We start from the raw sequence: 23511 nt of genomic DNA, 5'->3' as shown, positions 1-23511 counted from the left end.
CCGCTGTTGTCCTCGGCAGACCCCGTGAAGCAGAAACCTTCGCCCCAGCTGTCGTCGTAGAGCGAAGCATTCTTGGCCAATTCCGCGTCGCAGTCGTCGTTGTCGGGGTTGCCGCCGAACTTGCTCAGCAGGAAGTCATGGTCGACATAGGACTGAGGCGTGTACTGGCCGGAGTCTGGATCGATGCCGATGCCCGTGGAAATGGGCAGGTCGCTATCGGAGTCCGGATCTCGGTCCTTGAATCCGCGGTAGGCACGGACTGTGCTGAGCGCTGGATGCAGGCTGTCCCAGCGTGCGACCTCCTGCTCTCCGGGGCGCCCGACGCAGATACGATCGTTGTTGCCCGCGTTACCGAAGCGGGCTACGCCGACGTTCCCGTACCACGCCGGGCCAACCGTGCACTCATAGTATTCGGCCACCTTGTAGTCGTTGGGATAATCGACGCCTGCCGAATCGAGAGAGAAGCGTTCGCAGGTGGAGGCATCCGAGGCAGTGATTTCGAAGTTACTCGAGTCGATTTTTTCGGTCGAGTAGATAATCCCGGAGATGGTGCTCTCCTCTTTTCCAGAAGGAATGGTCAAGAGCACTCGACCATCGGCGCCGATGACTTCTCTAGCGCCGTCCGGGGCGGTATAGGTATAGGAGTCGAGCGCGATCTCCGTGTCCCCAACCGTGGCGGTTCTCCGCACCGCTCCATCGGGAAGGTCCGCATTGCCGTCCGCATCCTGATAGACGCGGCCGCCCTGAAAAGCCTCCCCGGTCGGAGGCGAGATCAGGTTGCCGCCGCCGCTGGGATCCCCGGCGTCTGCGGCGGCCGCGCCGGCGGAAGGGCTGTCCCAGCCGATAAAGGAAGCGGTGGTCACGGCCTGTTCTTCGCCGTCGGCTTCGGCAGGCCCCTGCCAGGAGACACGGATGCCGGCGAGAAAGAGCAGCGGAGCGCCCGAGGTGTCGGTTTCGACGACATCGACGGCCCACTCCACCGTGTATTCGGCGTTCGTTCCCTTGTAGTCAGTGTTGCTTCCGTCCGGCAGGGTGACAGTGGACCCGTCGAGCGTTACCGACCGGCCGTTGAACGTATCGTCAAGGTCATTGAACTCGGTTCGGTCGGAATAGCTGCCGCGCAGGGCTTCCATCTGGCCCTCGGCGATCTGCATGGCCTCGCTACGGGCCTTGGACTCGCCGGTGGAGGTCATGACGCCGGTCTGCAGCGAGGCAATGGCAAGCAGTCCAATCGACAGAACGACCACCCCGACCAGCGCTTCGATGAGCGTGAAGCCTCGGTGGCGGGCGGGGTGCGGTCTTCTCATTGCTTGTATGTTCATGTCTTCCAGTCCTCCGGAGTGTTCCGGTGGGTTCGGATTCGTGAGGAATCCTGTTGAATCGATTGTCACCAGTCTCGCCAGGTGCCCGGGACGGACGCCGCCGAGCCCAGTCGGGACGACAGCCCCACGGCCAGCGGGTCATAGAGCACCTCGATATTGCCGCCACTCTTGTTCACGGAGCCTTCGGCTACCAGTGCACCATTAATCCGAGGTGTGCCGGCGCCCTCGATGTCGCCACGTACGTAGAGCACACCGTTGAGCTCCGAGTTGCTGTCGACGGTGACGTCGCCATCGACGATCAGGATGACCGGTTCGGTGCGTGTGCCCAGGTCCGGGAGATCGTTGAGGTCCCCGTCCACCCAGATGACCTCCCCGTTGAGATCGTCGCCCAGGTCACCCGCTGCGACGTCTTCGGTGACGACCGTGTCCCTGTACGCATCAGGGGTGTTGCCGAAATAGTTGAGGAACAGGTCGTCGTCGGAGATGCCCGCCAAAGTGGTGTCTTGATCGATCACGTCCGGCCCCTGGACGTCCTTCTGCGTGCCGCAGATGAAATTGGCGGAGTTGGTGCAGTTGGCGAAGTTGAAATTCTCGTCGGTTTCCCCTTCCGGTGGCGTGTAGTCCGCCCAGGAGTCGGGGTCGGTGAAGTCGGGGTTTTCCGGCACGTCCAGCGTGGGTTTGCGGATGAAGGTCTTGCCCGTCGCGCTGGTGTTGTCCAGCTTCTCCCCGGTCCAGACGGTCAGGTTGTTGAAGTAGTTGGCCACGCTGACGTTGCCCGTCACGTTGACACCGCCCTTCGCCGTCACCGGGTTGGTCGGTGTGCCCGGCAGGCTCGGTGTGTTACGGAGCATGCGGGTCACGAGGTGTCGGGCGGAACGGTCGTCGCTCCAGCCGCAGGAAGCCGCGATGGCCTGCTGGATGCCGCCAGGCGCCGGGTTGCAAGTCGGGGCACCCGGTGATCTCGGGCATGAATCTTCATCGATGCCCGGATCCGCTGGGTCACAGAAGGCCACTTGATATGTTGGCTGGCCCGCCCCGCCGAATCCCCCGTGGTTGTTGGTGGCCGGGGTAATCGGGGAACTGCTGATCCCGGATTCTTGCATCGTCCACAAGGCATCCTGGATTCCAGCCTCTGCGGCAGCCAGTGCCTGCTTGGAACGCATCTCGTTGGCGGTGATCTGTTGTTCGACCACGGCCGACCGGGCGGTGAAGAAGGCAATCAGCGTGGCGGCGATCAACAGGATGATCGAGACCAGCACCGTTGCCATGCCGCGTTGGGAGCGGATCGGTGCATGAGGCGGGTTGTGGTGGCGTGTCATGTCTCAACCCTCGTGATCATGGGGCGTCGTATGTCAGTCGACGATTGTTGCGTACGCTGACCGTCTCGGAGAGCGTGGTCTTGATCGAGTCGTCGTTTCGATGTTCGGCGGTTATCGTGATGCGGATCTGACGGATTTCGAGCAATTCGTCGTCATCATCTGCCGTGAAGCCGGGCGCGGTGTCATCACAGGCGGCCATGGTCGCGCCGGATCCCAAGGTCCATTCCACGTCCTGGGTGAGGTTCATGCATGTCGACCCTTCGGTGGAAAAGGCCAGTCCGGTGATGTCCACGATCCTTTCATCCGTCAGAGCCTCGAAATCGATCGCGTCGTTCTTATTGGCTCCGGGAGGGGAGCCGGGGGTGCAGCTGTTGGTCTCCCCGTCCTCTTCCACCAACTCTCCAGGGATGGTTGCCTGTATCCGTCCATTGTCGTCCAGCCGGTAACCGAAGAGCGGGGCCGGGTCGCCGTCACTGACGTAGCCGTCGTCACCATCGATGTCACGGTCATAGGAATACATGAGACAGGAGCCCCCGTCGTGTATCCAGATGTCGGTCACGGGACCACCGGCAGCGTCCCGGTTGCTCAACGGGTTGTCGGAGGCGATGGTCGGATCGGTGGAGGCTATGGCGGCGTTTTCCCAGTAGCCTGCGCGTCGGATGTCGGCGGTCATGAAGCCCATCAGGCCTCGCACTTCCTGGTTGAGCTTGATGCTCGACAGGGTGTCGTTGCTGCCACGGATGACGTTGATGAATACCGTCCCGACCACGGCAAGCACGATCAGGCCGATCAGCAACCCGATCATCAGTTCGACCAGGGTCACCCCGCGTTGGCGGGGGAGGCCTGCGTTCATCAGTTGCATTGTGGATATCCTCCCACCGGTTCACTTGGTCCGCAGAGCCGGATGCGACCCATCCGGCTGACGGCGACATTCAGACGCAGGCCGTCTTCCGATTGGAACTCTGCCGTGTCCCCAACCCCATTGAGCGTGCCGCGCAGGGAGTTGAATTCCACGTTGAAGCCGGTGCCATCCCGTACGGCAACCCCGGTGTGTTCCTCCGCGCGCACGGTGCGCAGTACATCGACCGCATCGTCTGCGGAGACGTCGAATACGGATACGGTGCAGGCGTTGTCATTCTCCGGATCCGTGACGGTGCAGTTGCAGTCGTCCTTGTCGGTCACGCCGACACACCAGTTGCTGCCATCGTTGACCTCGACTCGCATGTCGCGCGACTGCTTGATGGCCTCGGACTTGGCGAACTGGAATTCGCTGTAGACGGCCTCCGCGGCACCGATGAGGCGGCGCTTGTCGAACTGGTCGAACATGGGCATGGCCAGTGAGACGAGTATGGCGAGCACGACTAGCGTGAACAGCAGCTCGATCAGACTGAAGCCTTGAGTCGCTTTAACCATGATGGGCGACGTCTCCGTTCCATTGGCGTGTTGATAGGCACCGGGCCCTGTGGATCACAGTATAGGTGCGGGCGCGGGTGGCCGGGAGTCTGCTTCGTTCCGTCTGTCGTCGTAAATCGACCATTCGTCCAGTTGGTGAAGGCCAAGGGCCGGAGTTCCGCACCAGTTGTGGCGGAGCGCTTGCTATTCTTCCTTCGACTGTCGGCGGATGTGGCGATGGTTCGTCCGATGCCATGGAACGAAAACATGTGGAGATGCGCGGCCATGCTAGAAAAACATTCCCGTAGGTTCGGGTTCACCCTGATCGAGCTGATGATCGTCGTGGCGATCATCGGCATCCTTGCAGCGATCGCCTACCCCAGTTACCGGGCCTACGTGCTCAAGAGCCAGCGGGCCGATGCGCACGAGGCGCTCACGCGTATCGAGATGGCGCAGGAGAAGTGGCGGACCAACAATGTGGCGTATACGGAGGATCTGTCGGATCTGGACGTGGCCGACACTTCACCCGAAGGGTATTGGAACCTGGCGCTGTCCGGTGCGAGCGCAACCGGCTACACCGCAACGGCCACCCGTGATGACGGCAACGACCCGGACTGCCCGACGATTACTCTGGAGAAGAGCGAAGGAGTCACCGAGTACAACGGGGAATCCTCCAAAGGAGACACGGAGTGCTGGTAGCGCGAGCCTGAGAGGCGCGCTTCGTGCGAAGCCGTGATGTATGTGTTGACGCTCCTCGGGCCATCTTCCGGGGGCGTCATTTTTTATGGCGCCGGAGCGCCCGGCCAATGGTGGCGGTTTCGTCTGTCTCCTGCACCTGGCCTGTTACAATCAGCCGCTTGCAGCCACCCAACCGAACTGAACCGCCGTGACCGATTACAAGTCGACGCTCAACCTCCCCCAGACCGATTTCCCCATGCGCGGCAACCTGCCCAGGCGCGAGCCCGAGCGGCTGGCGCAGTGGCGCGAGCGGGATCTGTACCGCGCGGTGCGCGAGCACGCCGCCGGTCGGCCGAAATTCGTGCTGCACGACGGCCCGCCGTACGCCAACGGCGATATCCACATCGGGCATGCGGTCAACAAGATCCTCAAGGACGTGATCAACAAGACGCGTCTGTTGGAAGGCTTCGATACGCCCTACGTGCCGGGCTGGGACTGTCACGGCCTGCCGATCGAGCTGGTGGTCGAGCGCGAGCACGGCAAGCCGGGGGTGAAGCTCGACGAGCGCGCCTTCCGCCAGGCCTGCCGCGACTACGCGGCCAGCCAGATCGAGCGGCAGCGCGAGGACTTCATCCGCCTGGGCGTGCTGGGCGACTGGGACAACCCCTACCGCTCGATGGACTTCGCCTTCGAGGCCGACACGCTGCGCGCGCTGGCGGGCATCATCGAGCGCGGCCACCTGCACCGCGGCGAGAAGCCGGTGCACTGGTGCGTCGACTGCGGCTCGGCCCTGGCCGAGGCCGAGGTGGAATACCAGGACAAGACCTCCGACCAGATCGACGTGGCCTTTGCCGCGACCGACCCGGCGGCGGTCAACCGCGCCTTCGGTGTCGAAGACGACGCCCCGGTGGACCTGGTGATCTGGACCACCACCCCCTGGACGCTGCCGGCCAACCAGGCGGTGGCGGTCAATGCCGAGCTGACCTACCGGCTGATCGAGATCGACGGCCGGCGCGTGGTGCTGGCCGAGGGGCTGGCCGAGGACGCGCTGGCCCGCATGGGCGCCGAGCGCCCGCGCGTGCTGGGCGAATGCAGCGGGGCGGCGCTGGAAGGCCAGGAGCTGGCGCACCCGTTCCTCGAGCGGCGCGTGCCGGTGATCGTGGGCGAACACGTCACGCTGGACGCCGGCACGGGGCTGGTGCACACCGCCCCCGCCCACGGCGAGGAGGACTTCGCGGTCGGCCAGCGCTATCACCTGCCCGTCGACAACCCGGTCGACGGCGAGGGGCGCTTCTTCGCCGACACGCCGCTGGTCGGCGGCATGGACCTCAAGGCCGGCGGCAAGGCGATCCTTGCGCGCCTCGAGGCCGACGGTCGTCTGCTGGCGCATTCGAGGTTCGAGCACAGCTACCCGCACTGCTGGCGGCACAAGACGCCGCTGATCTTCCGCGCCACGCACCAGTGGTTCGTCTCCATGACCCAGAAGCACCTGCGCCGTGATGCGATCAAGGCACTGGGAACGGTCGAGTTCACGCCGGACTGGGGCCGGGCGCGCATCGAGGGCATGGTGGAGAACCGCCCGGACTGGTGCATCTCGCGCCAGCGCTTCTGGGGCGTGCCGATCGCGCTGTTCGCCCACAAGCAGACCGGCCATGCCCACCCGGATTCCGCCGCGCTGATGCGAAAGGTCGCCGAGCAGGTGGAAGAGCACGGCGTGGACTGGTGGTTCGATCTGGACGCCGCCGAGCTGATCGGCGAGGACGCGGCCGAGTACGAGAAGGTCACGGATACGCTCGACGTGTGGTTCGATTCGGGCGTGACCCACTGGGCCGTGCTCGACCGCCGCGAGGAACTGACCTGGCCGGCGGATCTGTACCTCGAGGGCTCCGACCAGCACCGCGGCTGGTTCCAGTCCTCGTTGCTGACGGCCACCGCCCTGCGCGAGCAGGCACCCTACCGCGGCGTGCTCACCCACGGCTTCACCGTGGATGCCAACGGCCGCAAGATGTCCAAGTCGCTGGGCAACGTGATCGCGCCGCAGGAGGTGATCGACCAGATGGGCGCCGACCCGCTGCGCCTGTGGGTGGCCTCGACGGATTTCTCCGGCGAGATGACCGTCTCCAAGGAGATCCTCAAGCGCACCGCCGATGCCTACCGCCGCATCCGCAATACCGCGCGCTTTCTGCTGGCGAACATCGACGGTTTCGACCCGAACACCGATGCCGTCGCCGACGATCAACTGCTGGCCCTGGACGCCTGGCTGGTCGACCGCGCCGCGCAACTCAACCGCGAGGTGCGCGCCGGATTCGAGGCCTACCAGTTCCACCCGACCATCGCGCGCATCCACCACTTCTGCTCGATCGAGCTGGGCGCGTTCTACCTCGACATCGTCAAGGACCGCATCTACACCGGGCAGACCGACGCGCCCATGCGCCGCTCGGCGCAGACCGCCATGTGGCGGACGGTCGAGGCGCTGGTGCGCTGGATCGCGCCCGTGCTGTCGTTCACGGCCGAGGAGCTGTGGGAGCACCTGCCGGCGCTTGCCGGTGGCCGGGAAGAGAGCGTCTTCATGGTCACCCACGTCGACGACCTCGCGCCACTGCTGGCCGACGGCCACGACGGGGTGGGCCAGCGCGGCTTCTGGGAGGACGTGATCGCCATCCGTGATGCGGTCAACCGGCATGCCGAGGCCGCGCGCAACGAGAAGCGCATCAAGGCGAACCTCTCGGCCAACGTCGAGATCTGGGCGGACGAGACCGTCGTCGAACGTCTGGCCGCGCTGGGTGACGAGTTGCGTTTCCTGCTGATCGTCTCCGAGGCGGCCGTGCGCCCGCTCGCCGAGAAGCCCGAAGACGTCGAGGCCGAGGCCATCGAGGGCGTGGGCAAGATCGCCGTGCGCATCGCCCCGATGGCGGCCGACAAGTGCGAGCGCTGCTGGCACTTCCGCCCGGATGTGGGCACGCACGCCGAGCACCCCACGCTCTGCGGGCGCTGCATCGAGAACATCGAGGGCGACGGGGAAACCCGGCGGTTTGTCTGAGCAGGCCATGAGCATCTGGTCACCCGACAGCCTTGCCGTAGGAGCGGCCTTGGCCGCGATGCCTGAAAGGCGCCACATCGGCATTTCGCGCCTGAAGGCGCTCCTGCGAGTGCCGTGTGCCTTCGTGGGAGCTTGCCCGGCAAGCGAAACGCGCCGGGAGGCGCGTGTCCTGGTTCGAGGCGTGGTTGGCGATCAAGCCGGCACGGCGGCTGGCGCCGCCTTCGCGAGCGGGGCTCGCTCCCACGGGAGCGCGACATGAGCATCGACACGGCGAACCTTCGCTGGCTCTGGCTGTCTCTCGGGGTGCTGGTCGTCGACCAGCTGACCAAATGGGCGGCGCTCGCCGGGCTGACCTATGCCCGACCGGTGGAGGTCCTGCCGTTCTTCAGCCTGACCCTGCTGTACAACACGGGCGCGGCGTTTTCGTTCCTCGCCGACCACGACGGCTGGCAGCGCTGGTTCTTCGTCTTCCTGGCGGTGGTGATCACCGCGGCGCTGACTGCGTGGCTGGCCTTCGTCGCGATCCGCGACTGGCGGATCAGGGCGGGCATCACCGCGGTGATCGGCGGGGCGGTGGGCAACGTGATCGACCGGGTCGCCTACGGGCACGTGGTCGACTTCCTCGATTTCCACGTGGCCGGCTGGCACTGGCCGGCCTTCAACATCGCCGATGCGGCCATTACCATCGGCGTGGCACTGATCATCTGGGCCGAGTTGCGGCCCGCTGGCCGAGAGAATGCATCCGATGAGTGACGCCGAGACGACCGACCTGCCGACCATCGGCAAGGACTCCGAGGTGACCATCCACTACGAGATCCGCCTGCCTGACGACCGGGTGGTGGACAGCACCTTCGGCGACGAGCCGTTCACCGTGAAGCTCGGCTCCGGCGCCTTCGAGCCTCGCCTCGAGGAGGCACTGGTGGGGCTGCCGCTGGGCGAGTACACCCGCATCCTGCTCACGCCGCAGTTCGCCTTCGGCATGCCGGACCCGGGCAATGTCCACACCATGCCGCGCAACCGCTTCCCGGCCGACATGGACCTCGAGCCGCAGCTGGTGATCGAGTTCGATCTGCCCAACGGCGAGTCCGTGCCGGGCACCGTGACCGCCGTCACCGAGGACGCCGTGACGGTGGACTTCAACCATCCGCTGGCCGGGCAGAACATCCAGTTCGTCGTCCAGGTGCTGGCCATCGACGGGCGGAAGGCGCCTGCCGATTCCCCGGCACTGAAGGGAGGTACATCATGAAGATCCAGCTGGCCAACCCGCGCGGCTTCTGCGCCGGGGTCGACCGGGCGGTGGAGATCGTCGACCGGGCGCTCGATTCGTTCGGCGCGCCCATCTACGTGCGTCACGAGATCGTCCACAACCGCTACATAGTCGACAACCTGCGCGAAAAGGGTGCGATCTTCATCGAGGATCTGGCGGATGTGCCGGACGGCGCAACCCTGATCTTTTCCGCCCACGGCGTCTCCAAGGCCATCCAGGACACCGCCGCCGAGCGCGGCCTGACCGTCTTCGACGCCACCTGTCCGCTGGTGACCAAGGTGCACATGGAAGTCGCCCGCCACGCCCGTGCCGGGCGCGACGTGGTGCTGATCGGCCACGAGGGGCACCCCGAGGTCGAGGGCACCATGGGTCACTTCGACCCGGCCTTCGGCGGGCGGATCCATTTGGTGGAGAAGATCGCGGACGTGGATCATCTGCAGGTCGACAATCCCAGGGGGCTGGCCTGGGCGACCCAGACCACGCTCTCGGTGGACGAGACCCGCGCGATCATCGGGGCGCTGCAGGCGCGCTTCCCCCAGATCGAGGGGCCGCGCAAGGACGACATCTGCTATGCCACGCAGAACCGGCAGGACGCCGTGCGTGAACTGGCCGAAAACTGCGACGTGGTGCTGGTGGTCGGCTCGAAGACCAGTTCCAACTCCAACCGCCTGCGCGAACTGGCCGAGCAGTCCGGCACGCCGGCCCACCTGATCGACGGGGCGGCCGATATCGACCCGGCGTGGTTCTGCGACTGCAGCCGGGTGGGCGTGACCGCCGGCGCCTCGGCGCCCGAGATCCTCGTCCAGCAGGTCATCGAGCGCCTCAAGCTCGAGTGCAAGGCCACGCTCGAGGAGCGCGAGCCCGCCGTGGTGGAGAACATGGTCTTCCCCATCCCGGTCGAGCTGCGCTCGTCCTGATCTGCGTGTAGAGGTTCCTTAAAGGCCGGACCGGGTTCGTCCCGATCCGGCCTTTCGTTTGCCGAGGTGGGGCAGGGTGATCAGTCGGTCGCGTGGAGACGCCGCTTGACCAGGTGATGCGAGAACAGGCCGCCGAAGGGAATCAGGGCGGCGATCGCGACCACGGCGCCATGCTTGAGAGGCAGCAGGCGGCGATAGAGCACGAGGCCGAGCACGCCCATGGTCCAGAGATAGAAGACGCCGTGCACGGGGCCGACGGCGCTGACGGCCTCCGGCATGCCGGCCATGTACTTGAGCGGCATGGCGATCGCCACCAGCGCGATCAGCGATCCCCCTTCCAGCAGGGTCATCAGTCCAAGGTGCTTCAGTGCGGGAGTGGGCTGTACTTCATTTGCCATCGGGTACCTCCGGGCAGTTCTGCCGTATGTCTATAAACCACGTTTATACCTTATAGACAGCTGTGGCGCGAGAGGTTCCCCTCTGGCCGGCGTGCGGGAATCGATCGAGTGGGGTCAGGGTCGGGGCCGGGATGACGGCACCCGGGCTCCGGGGTCAGCGGCAGCAGGCCCGGGGCGGGCGTCCGGACATGCCGGTCAGCCGCTGGCGGTCCTCGCGGAAACGGCTCGAGCCTTCGATGCCCTTGAAGGTTTCTTCGAGCACGCGGGCGGCCCATGGCGGCAGGTCGTCGCTGATCCGGTAGAACACCCAGGTACCTTCACGGCGCACCCGGGTGATGCCGAGGTCGCGCAGCTGGCCGAGATGCCTGGAGATCTTCGGCTGGCTCAGGTCGAGCGCGGCGGTCAGTTCGCAGACGCACAGCTCGCCCTCGCTCTGCATCAGCATGAGGGAGCGCAGTCGCGTGGCGTCGCTCAGGGCGCGGAAAAAGGCTTCGGGTTGCATGTGGGGTCCTGCACTGAGTCGGTCGGGGCGGCATTGTAAAGGGCGGATGCCGGCGCGTCACTCGACTAGACTAGTCGCTGAGTCGAACGATGACCGGAGAGATTCATATGAAGTGGGACCACATTGCAGGCAACTGGCGTTCGTTCATCGGTCACGCCGAGGAATACTGGGGACGGATCACCGGTGACGAGTTCGCGGTGATCGAGGGCAAGAAGGACGAGCTGATCGGCAAGATCCAGGCGCGCTACGGGGTCAGCGAGCAGCAGGCCCGCGAGCAGATCAAGGAATTCCAGAAACGGATGAAGGAGGAGCTGGGCGCCGAGGGCGTTCCGAAGAAGAAGTAGGCTGCCTTCCTCCACTGTGGCGAATCGCTGCCGCCACACCAGAAAAAACGCCCCGCGATGCGGGGCGTTCGTGTTTCCAGGGGCCGGACGGCAGCCCGGCCGGGAAGCCTTACACGCTGTAGTACATGTCGAACTCGACCGGGTGGGTGGTCATGCGCAGGCGCTGGACCTCCTCTTCCTTGAGCTCGATGTAGGCGTCGATCAGGTCGTCGCTGAAGACGTCGCCGCGGGTCAGGAACTCGCGGTCCTCGTCGAGTGCCTTGAGCGCCTCGTCCAGCGAGAAGGCCACCTCGGGGATGTTCTTCTCTTCTTCCGGCGGCAGGTCGTAGAGGTTCTTGCTCGCCGCCTCGCCCGGGTGGATCTTGTTCTGGATGCCGTCGATACCGGCCATCAGCATCGCCGCGAACGCCAGGTACGGGTTGGCGGTGGAGTCCGGGAAGCGCAGCTCGACGCGGCGGGCCTTCGGGTTGGAGACGAACGGGATCCGGATGGACGCCGAACGGTTGCGGCTGGAGTAGGCCAGCTTCACTGGTGCCTCGAAGCCCGGGACCAGGCGCTTGTAGCTGTTGGTCGACGGGTTGCAGAAGGCGTTGAGTGCGCGGGCGTGCTTGATGATGCCGCCGATGTAGTAGAGCGCCGTCTCGGACAGCCCCGCGTAGCCGTCGCCGGAGAAGATGTTCTTGCCGTCCTTGGTCATCGACTGGTGGACGTGCATGCCGGAACCGTTGTCGCCGACGATCGGCTTGGGCATGAAGGTGACGGTCTTGCCGTAGGCGTGCGCGACGTTGTGGATCACGTACTTGAGATCCTGCACCTCGTCGGCCTTCTTCACCAGCGTGTTGAACGCGACGCCGATCTCGCACTGGCCGGCGGTGGCGACCTCGTGGTGGTGCACCTCGACTTCCTGGCCCATTTCCTCGAGCACGAGGCACATGGCCTGGCGCAGGTCGTGCAGGGAGTCGACCGGCGGGACCGGGAAGTAGCCGCCCTTCAGGCCCGGGCGGTGGCCCATGTTGCCGTCCTCGTAGACGCGCTCGGCGTTCCAGACCGCTTCCTTGGAATCCACCTTGACGAACGAGCCGGACAGGTCGGCGCCCCAGCGTACGTCGTCAAACACGAAGAACTCGTTTTCAGGGCCGAAGAAGGCGGCGTCGGCCAGGCCGGAGGACTGGATGTAGGCCTCGGCGCGGCGAGCGACCGAGCGCGGGTCACGGTTGTAGCCCTGCATGGTGTCCGGCTCGATGATGTCGCAGATCACGATCAGGGTCGGCTCTTCGGAAAACGGGTCGATATTGGCCGACTCCGGGTCCGGCATGAGGATCATGTCCGAGGCGTTGATGCCCTTCCAGCCGGCGATCGACGAGCCGTCGAACATCACGCCGTCCTCGAAGCTGTCCTCGTCGATCTGGCTGGCCGGGTAGGTGACGTGCTGCTGCTTGCCCAGCGTGTCGGTGAAGCGGAAGTCGACGAACTTGACGCCGTGTTCTTCCATCATGGTCATGACTTTGTTGGTCGCGTTGGACATGGAATCCTCCGATGAGCAATGAAACTTGAGTCCGGTGGGCGGGGATCGCTCGACTGTTGCCGACATGATCCGCTCAAGCCCGGTCTGGTGCAAATAAAGCAGGAACCGTGCCGGATTTTTGGGGTGCAGGTCTCGCGCGGTGACGTGCGGCGTGCCCGGCGCTCCCGGCCGGGCAAGTCACTGATCTGAATGGGGAGGTGCCGGGCTCTTGAGGCAGCGGAGCGTCGAGGCCTCGGCGTGGGGCAATGCACAAGGATGGTGGCTGCCTGCCCCAGGCGCACCAACAAGGTGCATAGGTGCAGGCCACTGCACTCCGATGGTTCAACCGTGCCGGTGCCGGCTGCTCCCCGCGAGGGCACGTGCTCGATGGGCCGGGTGGTGAGGGCAGTCGAACGCCAGGCAGGCCATGCCGTGGCGGCAGGCCTGCGCACAGGCGAGGAGGGCCAGGCGTCGACACAGGGCGGCGCGCCCGTCCGGGCTGCGGTCGAACAGCTGCGCGGTCGACAGCTCGCCGGCGGCGATGAAGCCATCGAGGTCCTCGTAGCGAAACCGCGCGATCTCCCGCTTGCCATCCGCGGAGACGACGGCGATCTCGTCGGCGGTCTCACCTGGTTCAACCGTGCCGGTGCCGGCTGCTCCCCGCGAGGGCACGTGCTCGATGGGCCGGGTGGTGAGGGCAGTCGAACGCCAGGCAGGCCATGCCGTGGCGGCAGGCCTGCGCACAGGCGAGGAGGGCCAGGCGTCGACACAGGGCGGCGCGCCCGTCCGGGCTGCGGTCGAACAGCTGCGCGGTCGACAGCTCGCCGGCGGCGATGAAGCCATCGAGGTCCTCGTAGCGAAACCGCGCGATCTCCCGCTTGCCATCCGCGGAGACGACGGCGATCTCGTCGGCGGTCTCACCGCTGTGGTGCAGCAGTTTCATGGCGGTCCTCATCGACGTTGTAGTGACGCGTATGATAACGATAACGATTCCTGTTCGCGCGCACAAGCCCGGCTGCCTGATGCCGTCGAATCCGGGGCCGCCCCCTTCCCCTACCAGGGAATGGTGGTGCCGTCGATGTCGATGAACCGGCCGCGGTCGGTCTCGGTGAGGCCGGCCATGTTGCGGATCAGTCCCTCGGCGCTTTGCGCCGTGGTGATCTCGGCGTTGGGCCCGCCCATGTCGGTCAGCACCCAGCCCGGGTGCAGGGCCACGACGTTGATGCCGCGAGGTTCGAGGTCGATCGACGCGCTCTTGATCACCGCGTTGACCGCCGCCTTGCTGGAACGGTAGATGTAGCCGCCGCCCGAACCGTTGTCGCCCATCGATCCGACCTTGCTGGACAGGATACCGATCTTCCGCTCGTCGCTGCGTGCCACCTGGTCGACAAAGGCCTGCATGACGAGCATCGGCGCGATGCTGTTGATGCGGAAGACCTCGAGCCAGGTATCGACGTCGGTGACGTTGCCGAAGGCCACGCCGCGCGGGCCGTAGATGCCGGCGTTGTTGATCAGCCAGTCGATCGACTCGTCGGCCAGTTCCTCGGCAAGTGCCCGGATGGCCGCGGCATCCGCCACGTCCAACGCATGCAACTGCAGGGTGTGGGGATGCTCGTCGACCAGTGCCTTGAGTTCGGCCGAAGCGTCCGGGTCGCGAGCGGTGGCATGGACCTGCCAGCCAGCCTCGAGCAGTTGGCGGGCCAGTTCCAGGCCGATGCCGCGATTGGTGCCGGTGATCAGCGCGGTCTTCATGCAATGGTCTCCTTGTGATCGGTGGTGAATTATCGGGGGTTGTGAGGATCATTCGGCCAGTCGGAAGACCAGCCGGCCCTCCTCGACTTGGACGGACTCCACGCCGTCGGCCAGGGATTGCCAGAAACCCGGTTCGCCGCCGAACTCTGCCACTAGGTCGACGCCCTTGAGCCCGCCGATCCAGGTGTTCGGCAGCGGCACACCCCACAGGCTCACGCCGGTGACGACGATGGCCAGACGCGAGCCGTCGGCCGTCGGCACCTGTCGCACCTCGGCGCCGGCGGTCAGGCGCAGCGTTTGCCCGCCCATGACGGGGAAATCCGGCGGCAGCGGCACCAGCAGCTTGACGCTGACCAGGTCCTCGGACAGGTCGATCGCCAGACGGCGCGCCATTTCCGGATCGCGCGCAATGATGGCGTTGAGCTCGCGCTCGTCGAACTGTACCTCGCGCGGGGCTCCCTTCTCCCCGTAGGCCTCGGGCTTGAGTCGGCCCTCGTCATCGAACTCCTCCGGTGAGGCCGCGAAGCGGTCGTCGCGGCGCGCCTCCGGGGAGCGGTCGGATTGAACGCCGATGGCGCCGAGCTTGTCGTCGAGCGTCTGCTGCTCCACGGCACTCAGCTCCACCGGCTTGAACTGGTCCGGGAACAGGAAATAGCGGACGGCCAGCGCGCCGAGTGCCACGGTGATCACCATGGTGACGATGATGACGAGGGTCACGCCAAGGCAGCCGATGCCCCGGCGGGCCGGTTCAGGCTGCCGGGGCGTGCTCTCCGTTGGCGGAGGTGACCTGGGCTCCGAGGGGTTCGAGCTGTTGTTCGAGTCGTTCACCGGCGGCAGTCCTCCTGGGGATGGCCTTCCGGGAATGGCCCCGACGGCCGAACCTTGGGAACCTCTGTAGAGATCCCCTTGGAGGTTAGCACGCCCGATGGGCGAGCAGCCGGGTGCTCGTGGCCAGTGCCAGCAGCACCGCGACGAGGACCGGCGCGAACGGCTGATCGAGGACCAGGGCGGCGGCGAAGGCGATCAGGTAGCCGGCAACACCCAGCCCGGCGGTCCAGGCGACCGCCCGCCGCCAGTGACCCGCCACGTGGAACCCCGCCCAGGCGGGCAGGAAGACCAGGGCGAAGGTGGCCATCAGGCCGACCGACAGCGTCCCGGCCGCCAGTGCCGCGGCGATCAGCGCGTCGATCAGCATGCCGGTGCGTCGACGGTGGGCGCGTTCTGCGACCGAGGTGGCCGGCAGCAGCCGCATCGTGAGTTCATGCCGGTCGATCCGGCCGCGCAGTCCCAGCACGAATGCCGCCAGTACCACAGCGGCGACGAGTTCGACCGGGCCGGTGAAGTAGAGCTGGCCGTCGATCAGCTGGCGGGCGAGGGTCTCGCCCAGGGGGGAATTGGCCGCCACCAGCAGGACCACCGCCCAGCCGGCAAGGATCAGCCAGGCGTAGGCGGAGTGGCCCGAGGCGGGCAGGTGGCGACCCAGCATCCCCGCGATGGCCAGACCGACGGCCCCGACCAGCGCCGGTAGCGACAACACCAACGCGATGACTGACCCGGCACCGGCCAGGTGGGCGACGGCCAGGGCGGCGAGCCACTCGTCGCGCAGCCGCAGCCAGAGTCCCACCAGGGGCAGCAGCACGGCGAGCGCCAGCCCGGTGACGAACGGCAGGGTGAACAGCTCGTTCATCTCACGCCGGCCTCATCTCGACCTGGCGGGCCCCGCGGGAGACCAGCTCGGCGTCGTGGCTGACGATCAGCAGGCCGCGGTCGGGTGCACGGCGGTCGAGGAGGTCGAACAGCGTGCGGCGGGCGTGGCGGTCGAGGTTGTTGCTGGGCTCGTCGAGCAGCACGAGGTCCGCCGGTGCGGTGAGCCCCGCCCAGACGCGCAGCAACTGGCGCTGGCCGCCGGAAAGCCGGTCGAGTCGCCGATCCAGCCAGCCCGACAGCGGCATCGGCGGTTGCGGGTCGGCCTCGGCCAGGGCCAGGAAATCGTGGCCGTTGACGGGCAGGTCCCGGTCGGGCCGGGCGGCCTGCTCGACCAGCCGGATGCGGGTGCCGGCACGGATGCGGCATTCGCCGGAGAGGATCGGTGCCTGGCCGGTGATCGCCGCGAGCAGGGTCGACTTGCCCGCGCCGTTCGGCCCGGTCAACGTCAGGGTCTCGCCGTCGTCCAGGGCCAGTGTCACGGGCCCGAGGCGCGGTGAACGCGCGCCGGGCGGCGCGATGACCAGCTCGACCAGCTCGAGACGCATCAGTCCGGCTCCGCCCCCCGGGCCAGTGCGGCGACCCAGGCGTCGATCAGCTCGATCCAGGCATCGAGCGTGGGTGCGTCCGGCTCGGTGTAGAGCTGTTCCACCGACCAGCCCAGCGTATCGGCGAGCTTGGCCGGGCCGCGGTCGGAATAGTAGGGGGCGTGGATGATCACGCCATCTGAGCCGGCCAGTGACTCGGCCAGTTCACGCAGGTGGCGGGCGGTCGGCGGCACGCCGGGGGTGGGTTCGAGGTAGCCCAGTTCGGGCAGGTCGAGCCAGTCCATCAGGTAGCGGGTGTCGGCGTGGTGGAACACCGCGCCGGGTGCGCCTTCCACCCGGGCTTCCCAGTCCGGCATGCGCCGGTCGAGCGCGGTGATGGCATCGTCGGTGCGGCGCTGGTAATCGGCCGCCCCGGCCGGGTCGATCTCGGCCAGTCGTTCGGCCAGTACCGGCAGCAGGGCGCGCATGCGGCGCGGGTCGAGGGTGAAGTGCGGGTTGCCCGAGGCGTGGACATGCCCGGCGCCGGATTCGCCCACGTCCAGCAGCTCGACATGGTCGGCGGCCTCGATGTGCCCCGGCTGGCCCGGCTGGATATCGCGGTTAGCGGCGCGCTTGAGCGCCACCGGCAGCCAGCCGGCCTCCAGTTCGGCGCCCACCGCGACCACCAGATCGGCCTGGCGCAGGTCGCGCATCATGGATGGCTTGGCCTGCAGGAAATGGGCGTCGCGGTCCGGCGGGGCGAGCACGGTCAGGTCGATGCGGTCCCCGCCCACGGCGGAGGCCAGCGCGCCCATGCTGTTGGTGGTCGCTACCACGCGAACTTCGGATGCCTGGGCGATGGGCGACAGCAGCAGGGCCGTGACGAGTAGCAGTCTGCGTAGGGTCATGGGGAACTCTCCGGTCAGAAGCTGTGCGCGCCGTGCGCGCCCAGGCTCATCTGGTATTGCAGGTAGAACTGGGTGTAGTCCTCGCGGTGGTCGTCGAAGGCGCCGCTGACCTGGGCGACCTGGGCGCGGATGCGGCTGGTCTCGCTCAAGTGCCAGGTGGCCGCCGCGGTCCAGCGTTCGCTCTCGTCGTAATCGGCGTTCACCGCCGGGCGCGGGCCGCGCTTCTCGTTGGTAAAGCCGACGGCATCGTAGCGCAGGCCGAGCTCCCAGCGCGGCGCGATGCCGTAGGTCGCCTGCACGTAAAGCCCGTCCTCGGTGAAATCACGCGCCTCGCCGATCACGTCCGGGTTGCTGGCGTGGTGGGCGACCTCGAGGTCCTTCTCGACCCACAGGTACTCACCCGAGACGCGCCAGTCGCCTTTCCCGTAGCCCTGACCGGAGTCGTACTTGTACACGGCATCAATGCCGTAAAGCCGGGCATCGCCGTCGACGCCGTGCTCGCCCGGTTCGCCGTGGTGGTGAAGCTCCTGGTGGCTGCGGAAGAAGGCCGCCGAGGCGCCCAGTTGCAGGGCGTGGTCGTGGCCCAGATCCGGCGACCACTTGGCGAAGGCCGTCCAGAGCCGCGGTGCCTTGTCGCGCGCGGGCAACTCGTCGCCGTGCTCGGCCTCGGTGCCCAGGCGTTCGTTGTTGTCGCCCTGGAAGGCCTCGATGCCGAACAGGGTGTAGTGATCCCAGGCCGGCAGCCAGGTCAGTTGCAGGCCGGTGTCCGACAGGCCGTGATCGCCCAGCAGGGTGCGGTAGGCGAGGTTCTGGTCGACGAAGTCCCAGTCGTGCGGGTGCTTGTCGTTGTTGTAACCGATGCCGGAGTAGAACTTGCCCGCCTTGATCCGCAGCCCGGCCGGCAGGCCGGTGCTGGCGACGAAGGCCTCCTCGAGTTCGACGTCGCCCTCGTCGGAGATCGCGACGTTCAGCCGGGCGTCGAAGAGCGCGTCGATGCCGCCGCTTAAGACCACCTCGGTGTGGCGCAGGTTGAAGCCCTGTTCCAGCCCGTGCTGGTGGCCACCGTGATCGTGGTCATGATCATGGTCGTGGCCGTGCGCGGCGAAGATGCCGGCCGTTTCGCCCAGCATGGCATCCCCGCCGCCGTCGACGCTGTCGTCGTAGTAGACGCCGTCGAGGATCACGGAGAGTTTCGGGTCGAGTGGCAGTTCGGAGTCGGCCAGTGCGGGCGTGCCGGCGAACAGGGCGGCCGCGCCGGCGAGCGCGGGGAGCAGGGCTTGAGGCTTGTGGCTGTCCATGGACGTCTTCCTGCGGTTCTTGTGGTTATGGGGAACTTTGGCAAGACGTTATAACGTAACATAAAGGCGATGTCACCCCGGGTTCCCGTTGACGGGGCCGGGCTGGCGCATTGGTAGGAAAGGGCGGCGGCTGCCGCCCGGTGTCGGGAGTCAGGCGGAGGGCTTGTCCAGCAGCAGCGAGCGTTTCATCTTCTTCGGCAGCGGCAGGCCCATCAGTTCGAGCACCGTGGCGGCGATGTTCGCGATGCCGCCGCCGGTACGCAGGCGCACGGGCTTCTTGTCGATGACGATGCAGGGCACGGGATAGACGGTGTGCTGGGTGTGCGGGTCGCCGGTGACCGGGTCGACCATCTCGTCGCAGTTGCCGTGATCGGCGGTCAGGATGATCGAGTAGCCCTGGTCGCTGGCGGCATCCACCAGGCGACCCACCTCGAGGTCGACTGTCTCCATGGCCTTGATGACCGCCTCGCGCACGGCGGTGTGGCCGACCATGTCGCCGTTGGCGAAGTTGACCAGCACGAAGCCGTACTCGTTGGCGCGCACCGCGTCGATGGCCGCGTCGGCCACTTCGCGGGCGCTCATCTCGGGCTGCAGGTCGTAGGTGGCCACCTTGGGCGACGGCACCATGACGCGGTCCTCGCCGGCAAAGGTTTCCTCCTTGCCGCCATTGAAGAAGAACGTCACGTGGGCGTACTTCTCGGTCTCCGCGCAGTGGAACTGCTTGATGCCGGCCTGGCTGATCGCCTCGGCGAGCACGTTCTTCGGCCGTTCGGGCGGGAAGCCGATCGGCGAGAGGAAGCGCGGGTCGTACTCGGTCAGGCAGGTGACCACGATCGGCTGGTAGTCGCCGCGATCGAAGCCGGAGAATTCCGCCTGTCCCAGCGCCTCGGTCAGCTGGCGCGGCCGGTCGTTGCGGAAGTTGAAGAAGATCATCGCGTCATCGGACGAGAACGGCTCGAAGCCGTCGAGCACGGCCGGGCGGATGAACTCGTCGGTCTGGTCGGCCTCGTAGGAGGCGGCCAGCGCCTCGCGGGCGTCACTGAAGCGAGGGCCGTCGCCGCGGACGATGGCGTTGAAGGCCTCTTCGGTGCGCTCCCAGCGCTGGTCGCGATCCATGGCGTAATAGCGGCCACTGATGGTGGCGATCGCGCCGTTCGCATCCTTGAGCTTGGACTCGATCTGGTCGAGGTAGGTCAAGGCGGACTTCGGTGCCGTGTCACGGCCGTCGGTGATCATGTGGATCAGCGGGCGGGCACCGATCTTCTTGGCCATCTTGATCAGCGCCAGCAGGTGGCGGACGTGACTGTGCACGCCACCGTCGGAGACCAGCCCGATCAGGTGGATCGGCCGGTCCTGGCGGGCGGCCTTCTGCATGGCCTGGGTCAGGGCGGCGTTGTCGTAGAAGCTGCCGTCCTTGATCGCGTCGTCGATGCGGACCAGGTCCTGGCGGTTGATCGCGCCGCTGCCGAGGGTCAGGTGGCCGACCTCGGAGTTGCCCATCTGGCCGTCCGGCAGGCCGCAGGCGCGGCCCGAGGCCTCGATCACGGTGTGCGGGTGGTTGGCGAACAGCTCGTCGAGGCGTGGCGTCTCGGCCAGGCTGACGGCGTTGTGCTTGCGGCTCGGGTTGACGCCGACGCCGTCCATGATCACCAGCAGGACGGGGCGTCGCGGGGCAATGTTCGACATGGGTGTGGGTTCCTTGCTTCAGCGTTTGGATCGGGGCCGGCCGGTGGCCGACGGCGGAGACGAGGGATCAGCGATGTCCGGACCGGTCGCTCTCGTCGCCGTCGTCTTCCTTCCGATCGGGGCCTTTCGTCTCGTCGGCCGCCGTCTCGTCGTCGGGGCCGCTGTCGGCTTGGTCGGGCTTCTTCGTCTCGGTGAGCGACTGCTGTTCCCGCTCGATCTCGTCGAAGGCGCGATCGAAATCGAAATCCTCGTCCTTCTCCGTCTCGTGGCGACGCGGTGGTGCGCTGGCGGCACTCGCCGCCCCGCCGCCCGGCGACGGTGATCCGCCGCCCGGTGTCGGTTCGGTCGGGGGTTCGTCATCGCCGTCGCCGGCCATCAGCGGACCTCCCTGTCGCCGCAGCAGGATCCTGCCGATGATGATGCCCAGTTCGTACAGGAACCACACGGGGATCGCCATCATGAACTGCGACAGGATGTCGGGCGGCGTGAAGATCGCGCCGATGATGAAGGCGACCAGGATCGCGTACCGGCGTTTCTCCGCCAGCTGCTCCGGGGTGACCGCGCCGACCAGGATCAGCAGTACCACGGCCACCGGGACCTCGAAGACGAAGCCGAAGGCGAAGAACAGGGTGATGACGAAGCTGAGGTATTCGTTGATGTCGGGCGCGTAGCTCACCTCGGCAGGTCCGGTGCCGGCAAGGAAGCCGAACACCACCGGGAACACCGCGAAGTAGGCGAACGCGGCACCGAGGTAGAACAGGATGGTGCTGGAGAACACCAGGGGCACCACCATCTTGCGCTCGTGCTGGTACAGCCCCGGCGCGATGAAGGCCCAGAGCTGGTAGAGCAGGAACGGGATCGCGATGAACAGCGCGGTGAAGCCGGCGAGTTTCAGCGGGATGAAGAACGTCGATGCGACCTGCACCGCGATCATCCCGGTGTCCTCGGGGAGGAAGCGCGACAGCGGATCGGACAGCCAGCGGAAGAGGTCGTTTCGGAACGGGAACAGCGCGACGAAGAGCACGAACACCACGGCCACCGACTTGACCAGCCGGTTGCGCAGTTCCACCAGGTGCGAAACGAACCCGGCCAGGCCGGACGGTTCCTCGGTTGTCGCGTCCGTGTTCCGCTGACTCATGGGTACCTCGAAATGCCTGCCCGCCCGAATGCCGGGCCGGTGCGCTCACTGATTCCCCGGCGTCCGGGGAGGCGGGTTGGGTCGCTCACCATGCGGTTCCTAGTCGTCGGGCCGCTCGCGGGGAGCGCTGGCGCCGCCATCCCGCCGGGTGGCCTTCGGCTCCTCGTCCCCGGCCGGTGTCTCGTCGTCCGGCTCGGCGAAGGGGCGATGGAACCGTTCGCCGGTTTCCGCCGCCAGCCGGTCGAGCTCGTCCTGGTGCTCCTCGGGCGTCTCGCTGTCGATCGACTTCAGCCGACCGGTCGATTCGCTGGCCGTTTCCTTGTCCGGGACGGACGAATCGGCCTGCGGCTTGTCGTCGCCTTGATCCGCGTTCGCCTTGCCCTCGCCACGGGCCTTCTCCGACCGGGCCGAGTTGCGCATGGTCTGCTCGGCATCGTCGAGCGCGCTTTTGACCGTGGTGCCGGACTCGTCGATCTCGTGGCGAGTCTCCTCGACCATCGCCCGCAGTTTGCTGATCTCGGATTCCTGCGAGTTCAGCAGCTGCTTCATGTCCTGCATGTTGAACTCGCTGTCCATCTCCGCCTTGGCGTTGGCAACGAACTTGCGGACCTTGTAGGTCCACTCGCCCGCCTTGCGCGCCACCCCGGGCAGGCGCTCGGGCCCGATCACCAGGAGGGCGACCACCAGCAGGATGAAGACTTCCCAGAAGCTGAAACCAAACACGGATCAATCCTGCGTCGAGGCGGAAATCAGCTGTCTTTCCGCTCTGAGGATTTCTCCGCGGTCTTCTCCTTGCCCGCCTCGATCGACTCGCTCTCGATCACCCGGCTGGCGTCCGGGCGCTCGGCGTCCTTGTGCTCGAGGTTCTCGGCGCGCTTCTCGCCTTCGGCCTGCTCGTCCTTCTCGGACTCGTCCTTGACGGCGGTCTTGAAGCCCTTGATGGCGCTGCCCAGGTCGGAGCCGAGGTTCTTCAGGCGCTTGGTGCCGAACAGAAGCAGCACGATGGCGAGAATGACCAGCCAGTGCCAGATGCTAAAACTACCCATGATCGCGATCTCCTAAGGATGTCCCGTTAATCTTGTGCGCGACGGGCCTTTTCTTCAAGGCCCGACAGTCCGGATCGACGTTCGAGCTCGGCGAGCACGTCGGTCGGTGAAAGGTCGGCGTCGGCCAGCAGTACCAGGCTGTGGAACCACAGGTCGGCCATTTCGTTGATGAGTTCCTGTCGATCGTTGCCCACCGCAGCGAGCGCCACCTCGACCCCTTCCTCGCCCACCTTCTGGGCGATCTTGCCGCGTCCCTTGCGATACAGGCTGGCGACATAGGAGCCGTCCGGATCGGCGCCCTTGCGCTCCTCCAGGAGTGCCGCCAGCCGTTCGAGCGTGTCGGTCGGGCGGGTGTCAGTCCCGTGTGCCATAGATCTCTCCGGGGGATTTGCGGACCTCGTCGACCACCCGCCAGCGCCCGTCCTCGAGCCGGCGGTAGAAGCACGACTCGCGACCGGTATGACAGGCGATCTGCCCGATCTGCTCGATCGACAGCAGCAGAACGTCCCCGTCGCAGTCCAGCCGGATCTCGCGGACCTTCTGCGTGTGGCCGCTCTGCTCGCCCTTGTGCCAGAGCCGCTGGCGCGAGCGGGAGTAGTAGACTGCCTCGCCCAGCTCCACGGTCCGGAGGATCGATTCCCGGTTCATCCAGGCGAACATCAGGACCCGCCCGGTGGCGTGGTCCTGGGCGATCGCCGGCACCAGGCCGTCGTCGTCGAAGGCGATCTCGTCGATCCAGTCGGGGGTCTTGGTGTCCTGCACGTCGGTC

Annotated in this window: 27 protein-coding genes; 6 read left to right on the top strand and 21 right to left on the bottom strand. The window is 66.5% G+C overall.

Features of this window, described 5'->3' with window-relative positions; genetic code table 11:
- From ACLFMY_RS04260 to ACLFMY_RS04245, 4 genes are all read right to left on the bottom strand, one after another.
- On the bottom strand, window positions 1-1322 hold a 1322-nt coding region (locus ACLFMY_RS04260), incomplete at its 3' end, for a prepilin-type N-terminal cleavage/methylation domain-containing protein (RefSeq protein ID WP_410763318.1).
- 65 nt (window positions 1323-1387) lie between these two features.
- Window positions 1388-2641, bottom strand: coding sequence for a PilX N-terminal domain-containing pilus assembly protein (locus ACLFMY_RS04255; protein ID WP_410763317.1), 1254 nt, complete (start codon window positions 2639-2641; stop codon window positions 1388-1390).
- 16 nt (window positions 2642-2657) lie between these two features.
- Window positions 2658-3503 carry a PilW family protein gene (locus ACLFMY_RS04250; RefSeq protein ID WP_410763316.1) on the bottom strand — a complete coding sequence of 282 codons (846 nt, stop codon included), beginning with the start codon at window positions 3501-3503 and terminating at the stop codon, window positions 2658-2660.
- Entirely contained in the window at window positions 3494-4054 is a 561-nt protein-coding gene (locus ACLFMY_RS04245; RefSeq protein ID WP_410763315.1) for a GspH/FimT family pseudopilin, read from the bottom strand. Before ACLFMY_RS04245 ends, ACLFMY_RS04250 begins: the two co-directional genes overlap by 10 nt.
- A 264-nt stretch (window positions 4055-4318) precedes the next feature.
- On the opposite strand from ACLFMY_RS04245, the gene ACLFMY_RS04240 reads away from it, so the two are divergent.
- The 5 genes from ACLFMY_RS04240 (at window position 4319) to ispH (ending at window position 9935) form a co-directional block, all read left to right on the top strand.
- A complete protein-coding gene (locus ACLFMY_RS04240; RefSeq protein WP_410763314.1) occupies window positions 4319-4732 on the top strand; it encodes a type IV pilin protein in 414 nt (137 codons plus the stop codon).
- Window positions 4733-4919: 187 nt separating this feature from the next.
- Window positions 4920-7751 (top strand): isoleucine--tRNA ligase, encoded by a 2832-nt coding sequence (gene ileS, locus ACLFMY_RS04235; RefSeq protein WP_410763313.1) that lies wholly within the window; start codon window positions 4920-4922, stop codon window positions 7749-7751.
- Between the two features lie 255 nt (window positions 7752-8006).
- Entirely contained in the window at window positions 8007-8504 is a 498-nt protein-coding gene (lspA, locus tag ACLFMY_RS04230; protein ID WP_410763312.1) for a signal peptidase II, read from the top strand.
- Entirely contained in the window at window positions 8497-8997 is a 501-nt protein-coding gene (locus tag ACLFMY_RS04225) for an FKBP-type peptidyl-prolyl cis-trans isomerase (RefSeq protein WP_410763311.1), read from the top strand. The genes lspA and ACLFMY_RS04225 overlap by 8 nt, the downstream gene beginning before the upstream one ends.
- Complete coding sequence (gene ispH, locus ACLFMY_RS04220) at window positions 8994-9935, top strand: 4-hydroxy-3-methylbut-2-enyl diphosphate reductase (RefSeq protein ID WP_410763310.1); 942 nt, start codon at window positions 8994-8996, stop codon at window positions 9933-9935. Before ACLFMY_RS04225 ends, ispH begins: the two co-directional genes overlap by 4 nt.
- Window positions 9936-10015: 80 nt before the next feature.
- On the opposite strand, the gene ACLFMY_RS04215 is transcribed toward ispH, so the two are convergent.
- Entirely contained in the window at window positions 10016-10333 is a 318-nt protein-coding gene (locus tag ACLFMY_RS04215; RefSeq protein WP_410763309.1) for a DUF3817 domain-containing protein, read from the bottom strand.
- Between the two features lie 154 nt (window positions 10334-10487).
- A complete protein-coding gene (locus ACLFMY_RS04210; protein WP_410763308.1) occupies window positions 10488-10835 on the bottom strand; it encodes a metalloregulator ArsR/SmtB family transcription factor in 348 nt (115 codons plus the stop codon).
- A 107-nt stretch (window positions 10836-10942) separates the two neighbouring features.
- Between ACLFMY_RS04210 and ACLFMY_RS04205 the strand changes: the two genes are divergently transcribed.
- On the top strand, window positions 10943-11179 hold the full coding sequence (locus tag ACLFMY_RS04205; protein WP_410763307.1) for a CsbD family protein: 237 nt from the start codon (window positions 10943-10945) through the stop codon (window positions 11177-11179).
- Between the two features lie 109 nt (window positions 11180-11288).
- Here ACLFMY_RS04205 and glnA read toward each other — a convergent pair whose 3' ends face one another.
- From glnA to hisI, 15 genes are all read right to left on the bottom strand, one after another.
- Window positions 11289-12680 (bottom strand): glutamate--ammonia ligase, encoded by a 1392-nt coding sequence (gene glnA, locus ACLFMY_RS04200; RefSeq protein WP_410763320.1) that lies wholly within the window; start codon window positions 12678-12680, stop codon window positions 11289-11291.
- Window positions 12681-13025: 345 nt separating this feature from the next.
- Window positions 13026-13355, bottom strand: a complete 330-nt coding sequence (locus tag ACLFMY_RS04195; protein ID WP_410763306.1) for a hypothetical protein — start codon at window positions 13353-13355, stop codon at window positions 13026-13028.
- Complete coding sequence (locus tag ACLFMY_RS04190) at window positions 13318-13626, bottom strand: hypothetical protein (RefSeq protein ID WP_410763305.1); 309 nt, start codon at window positions 13624-13626, stop codon at window positions 13318-13320. Before ACLFMY_RS04190 ends, ACLFMY_RS04195 begins: the two co-directional genes overlap by 38 nt.
- Before the next feature lie 110 nt (window positions 13627-13736).
- Window positions 13737-14435 carry an SDR family oxidoreductase gene (locus tag ACLFMY_RS04185; RefSeq protein WP_410763304.1) on the bottom strand — a complete coding sequence of 233 codons (699 nt, stop codon included), beginning with the start codon at window positions 14433-14435 and terminating at the stop codon, window positions 13737-13739.
- Window positions 14436-14483: 48 nt separating this feature from the next.
- Entirely contained in the window at window positions 14484-15152 is a 669-nt protein-coding gene (locus ACLFMY_RS04180; RefSeq protein WP_410763303.1) for a hypothetical protein, read from the bottom strand.
- A 196-nt stretch (window positions 15153-15348) separates the two neighbouring features.
- Window positions 15349-16122, bottom strand: a complete 774-nt coding sequence (locus ACLFMY_RS04175; RefSeq protein ID WP_410763302.1) for a metal ABC transporter permease — start codon at window positions 16120-16122, stop codon at window positions 15349-15351.
- Window position 16123: 1 nt separating this feature from the next.
- The gene (locus ACLFMY_RS04170) at window positions 16124-16687 is read right to left on the bottom strand and encodes an ATP-binding cassette domain-containing protein (RefSeq protein WP_410763301.1); all 564 of its coding nucleotides are present in this window, start codon (window positions 16685-16687) and stop codon (window positions 16124-16126) included.
- Window positions 16687-17574, bottom strand: a complete 888-nt coding sequence (locus tag ACLFMY_RS04165) for a metal ABC transporter substrate-binding protein (protein WP_410763300.1) — start codon at window positions 17572-17574, stop codon at window positions 16687-16689. The genes ACLFMY_RS04170 and ACLFMY_RS04165 overlap by 1 nt, the downstream gene beginning before the upstream one ends.
- Window positions 17575-17588: 14 nt before the next feature.
- Entirely contained in the window at window positions 17589-18872 is a 1284-nt protein-coding gene (locus ACLFMY_RS04160) for a porin (RefSeq protein ID WP_410763299.1), read from the bottom strand.
- Window positions 18873-19022: 150 nt separating this feature from the next.
- Window positions 19023-20558 carry a 2,3-bisphosphoglycerate-independent phosphoglycerate mutase gene (gpmI, locus tag ACLFMY_RS04155; protein ID WP_410763298.1) on the bottom strand — a complete coding sequence of 512 codons (1536 nt, stop codon included), beginning with the start codon at window positions 20556-20558 and terminating at the stop codon, window positions 19023-19025.
- Window positions 20559-20625: 67 nt separating this feature from the next.
- Window positions 20626-21696 carry a twin-arginine translocase subunit TatC gene (gene tatC / locus ACLFMY_RS04150; RefSeq protein ID WP_410763297.1) on the bottom strand — a complete coding sequence of 357 codons (1071 nt, stop codon included), beginning with the start codon at window positions 21694-21696 and terminating at the stop codon, window positions 20626-20628.
- 99 nt (window positions 21697-21795) lie between these two features.
- Window positions 21796-22419, bottom strand: coding sequence for a Sec-independent protein translocase protein TatB (gene tatB, locus ACLFMY_RS04145; protein WP_410763296.1), 624 nt, complete (start codon window positions 22417-22419; stop codon window positions 21796-21798).
- Between the two features lie 26 nt (window positions 22420-22445).
- Window positions 22446-22742, bottom strand: a complete 297-nt coding sequence (gene tatA / locus ACLFMY_RS04140; protein WP_410763295.1) for a Sec-independent protein translocase subunit TatA — start codon at window positions 22740-22742, stop codon at window positions 22446-22448.
- Between the two features lie 26 nt (window positions 22743-22768).
- Complete coding sequence (locus ACLFMY_RS04135) at window positions 22769-23113, bottom strand: phosphoribosyl-ATP diphosphatase (RefSeq protein WP_410763294.1); 345 nt, start codon at window positions 23111-23113, stop codon at window positions 22769-22771.
- Window positions 23097-23504, bottom strand: a complete 408-nt coding sequence (hisI, locus tag ACLFMY_RS04130; RefSeq protein ID WP_410763319.1) for a phosphoribosyl-AMP cyclohydrolase — start codon at window positions 23502-23504, stop codon at window positions 23097-23099. Before hisI ends, ACLFMY_RS04135 begins: the two co-directional genes overlap by 17 nt.
- Window positions 23505-23511: the final 7 nt, after the last annotated feature.

It is taken from the genome of Guyparkeria sp., from assembly GCF_046545975.1.
Taxonomy (GTDB): Bacteria; Pseudomonadota; Gammaproteobacteria; order Halothiobacillales; family Halothiobacillaceae; genus Guyparkeria.
The sequence above is the reverse complement of the archived record's forward strand: the minus strand, read 5'-3'. Positions and strand labels throughout refer to the sequence as shown.

What these genes read in the sequence shown, in the direction of transcription:
- ACLFMY_RS04255 (WP_410763317.1), bottom strand. Translation starts at nt 2,641, where the DNA reads ATGACACGCCACCACAACCCGCCTCATGCACCGATCCGCTCCCAACGC.
- ACLFMY_RS04250 (WP_410763316.1), bottom strand. Translation starts at nt 3,503, where the DNA reads ATGCAACTGATGAACGCAGGCCTCCCCCGCCAACGCGGGGTGACCCTG.
- ACLFMY_RS04245 (WP_410763315.1), bottom strand. Translation starts at nt 4,054, where the DNA reads ATGGTTAAAGCGACTCAAGGCTTCAGTCTGATCGAGCTGCTGTTCACG.
- ACLFMY_RS04240 (WP_410763314.1), top strand. Translation starts at nt 4,319, where the DNA reads ATGCTAGAAAAACATTCCCGTAGGTTCGGGTTCACCCTGATCGAGCTG.
- lspA (WP_410763312.1), top strand. Translation starts at nt 8,007, where the DNA reads ATGAGCATCGACACGGCGAACCTTCGCTGGCTCTGGCTGTCTCTCGGG.
- ACLFMY_RS04225 (WP_410763311.1), top strand. Translation starts at nt 8,497, where the DNA reads ATGAGTGACGCCGAGACGACCGACCTGCCGACCATCGGCAAGGACTCC.
- ispH (WP_410763310.1), top strand. Translation starts at nt 8,994, where the DNA reads ATGAAGATCCAGCTGGCCAACCCGCGCGGCTTCTGCGCCGGGGTCGAC.
- ACLFMY_RS04215 (WP_410763309.1), bottom strand. Translation starts at nt 10,333, where the DNA reads ATGGCAAATGAAGTACAGCCCACTCCCGCACTGAAGCACCTTGGACTG.
- ACLFMY_RS04210 (WP_410763308.1), bottom strand. Translation starts at nt 10,835, where the DNA reads ATGCAACCCGAAGCCTTTTTCCGCGCCCTGAGCGACGCCACGCGACTG.
- ACLFMY_RS04205 (WP_410763307.1), top strand. Translation starts at nt 10,943, where the DNA reads ATGAAGTGGGACCACATTGCAGGCAACTGGCGTTCGTTCATCGGTCAC.
- glnA (WP_410763320.1), bottom strand. Translation starts at nt 12,680, where the DNA reads ATGACCATGATGGAAGAACACGGCGTCAAGTTCGTCGACTTCCGCTTC.
- ACLFMY_RS04190 (WP_410763305.1), bottom strand. Translation starts at nt 13,626, where the DNA reads ATGAAACTGCTGCACCACAGCGGTGAGACCGCCGACGAGATCGCCGTC.
- ACLFMY_RS04185 (WP_410763304.1), bottom strand. Translation starts at nt 14,435, where the DNA reads ATGAAGACCGCGCTGATCACCGGCACCAATCGCGGCATCGGCCTGGAA.
- ACLFMY_RS04175 (WP_410763302.1), bottom strand. Translation starts at nt 16,122, where the DNA reads ATGAACGAGCTGTTCACCCTGCCGTTCGTCACCGGGCTGGCGCTCGCC.
- ACLFMY_RS04170 (WP_410763301.1), bottom strand. Translation starts at nt 16,687, where the DNA reads ATGCGTCTCGAGCTGGTCGAGCTGGTCATCGCGCCGCCCGGCGCGCGT.
- ACLFMY_RS04165 (WP_410763300.1), bottom strand. Translation starts at nt 17,574, where the DNA reads ATGACCCTACGCAGACTGCTACTCGTCACGGCCCTGCTGCTGTCGCCC.
- ACLFMY_RS04160 (WP_410763299.1), bottom strand. Translation starts at nt 18,872, where the DNA reads ATGGACAGCCACAAGCCTCAAGCCCTGCTCCCCGCGCTCGCCGGCGCG.
- gpmI (WP_410763298.1), bottom strand. Translation starts at nt 20,558, where the DNA reads ATGTCGAACATTGCCCCGCGACGCCCCGTCCTGCTGGTGATCATGGAC.
- tatC (WP_410763297.1), bottom strand. Translation starts at nt 21,696, where the DNA reads ATGAGTCAGCGGAACACGGACGCGACAACCGAGGAACCGTCCGGCCTG.
- tatA (WP_410763295.1), bottom strand. Translation starts at nt 22,742, where the DNA reads ATGGGTAGTTTTAGCATCTGGCACTGGCTGGTCATTCTCGCCATCGTG.
- ACLFMY_RS04135 (WP_410763294.1), bottom strand. Translation starts at nt 23,113, where the DNA reads ATGGCACACGGGACTGACACCCGCCCGACCGACACGCTCGAACGGCTG.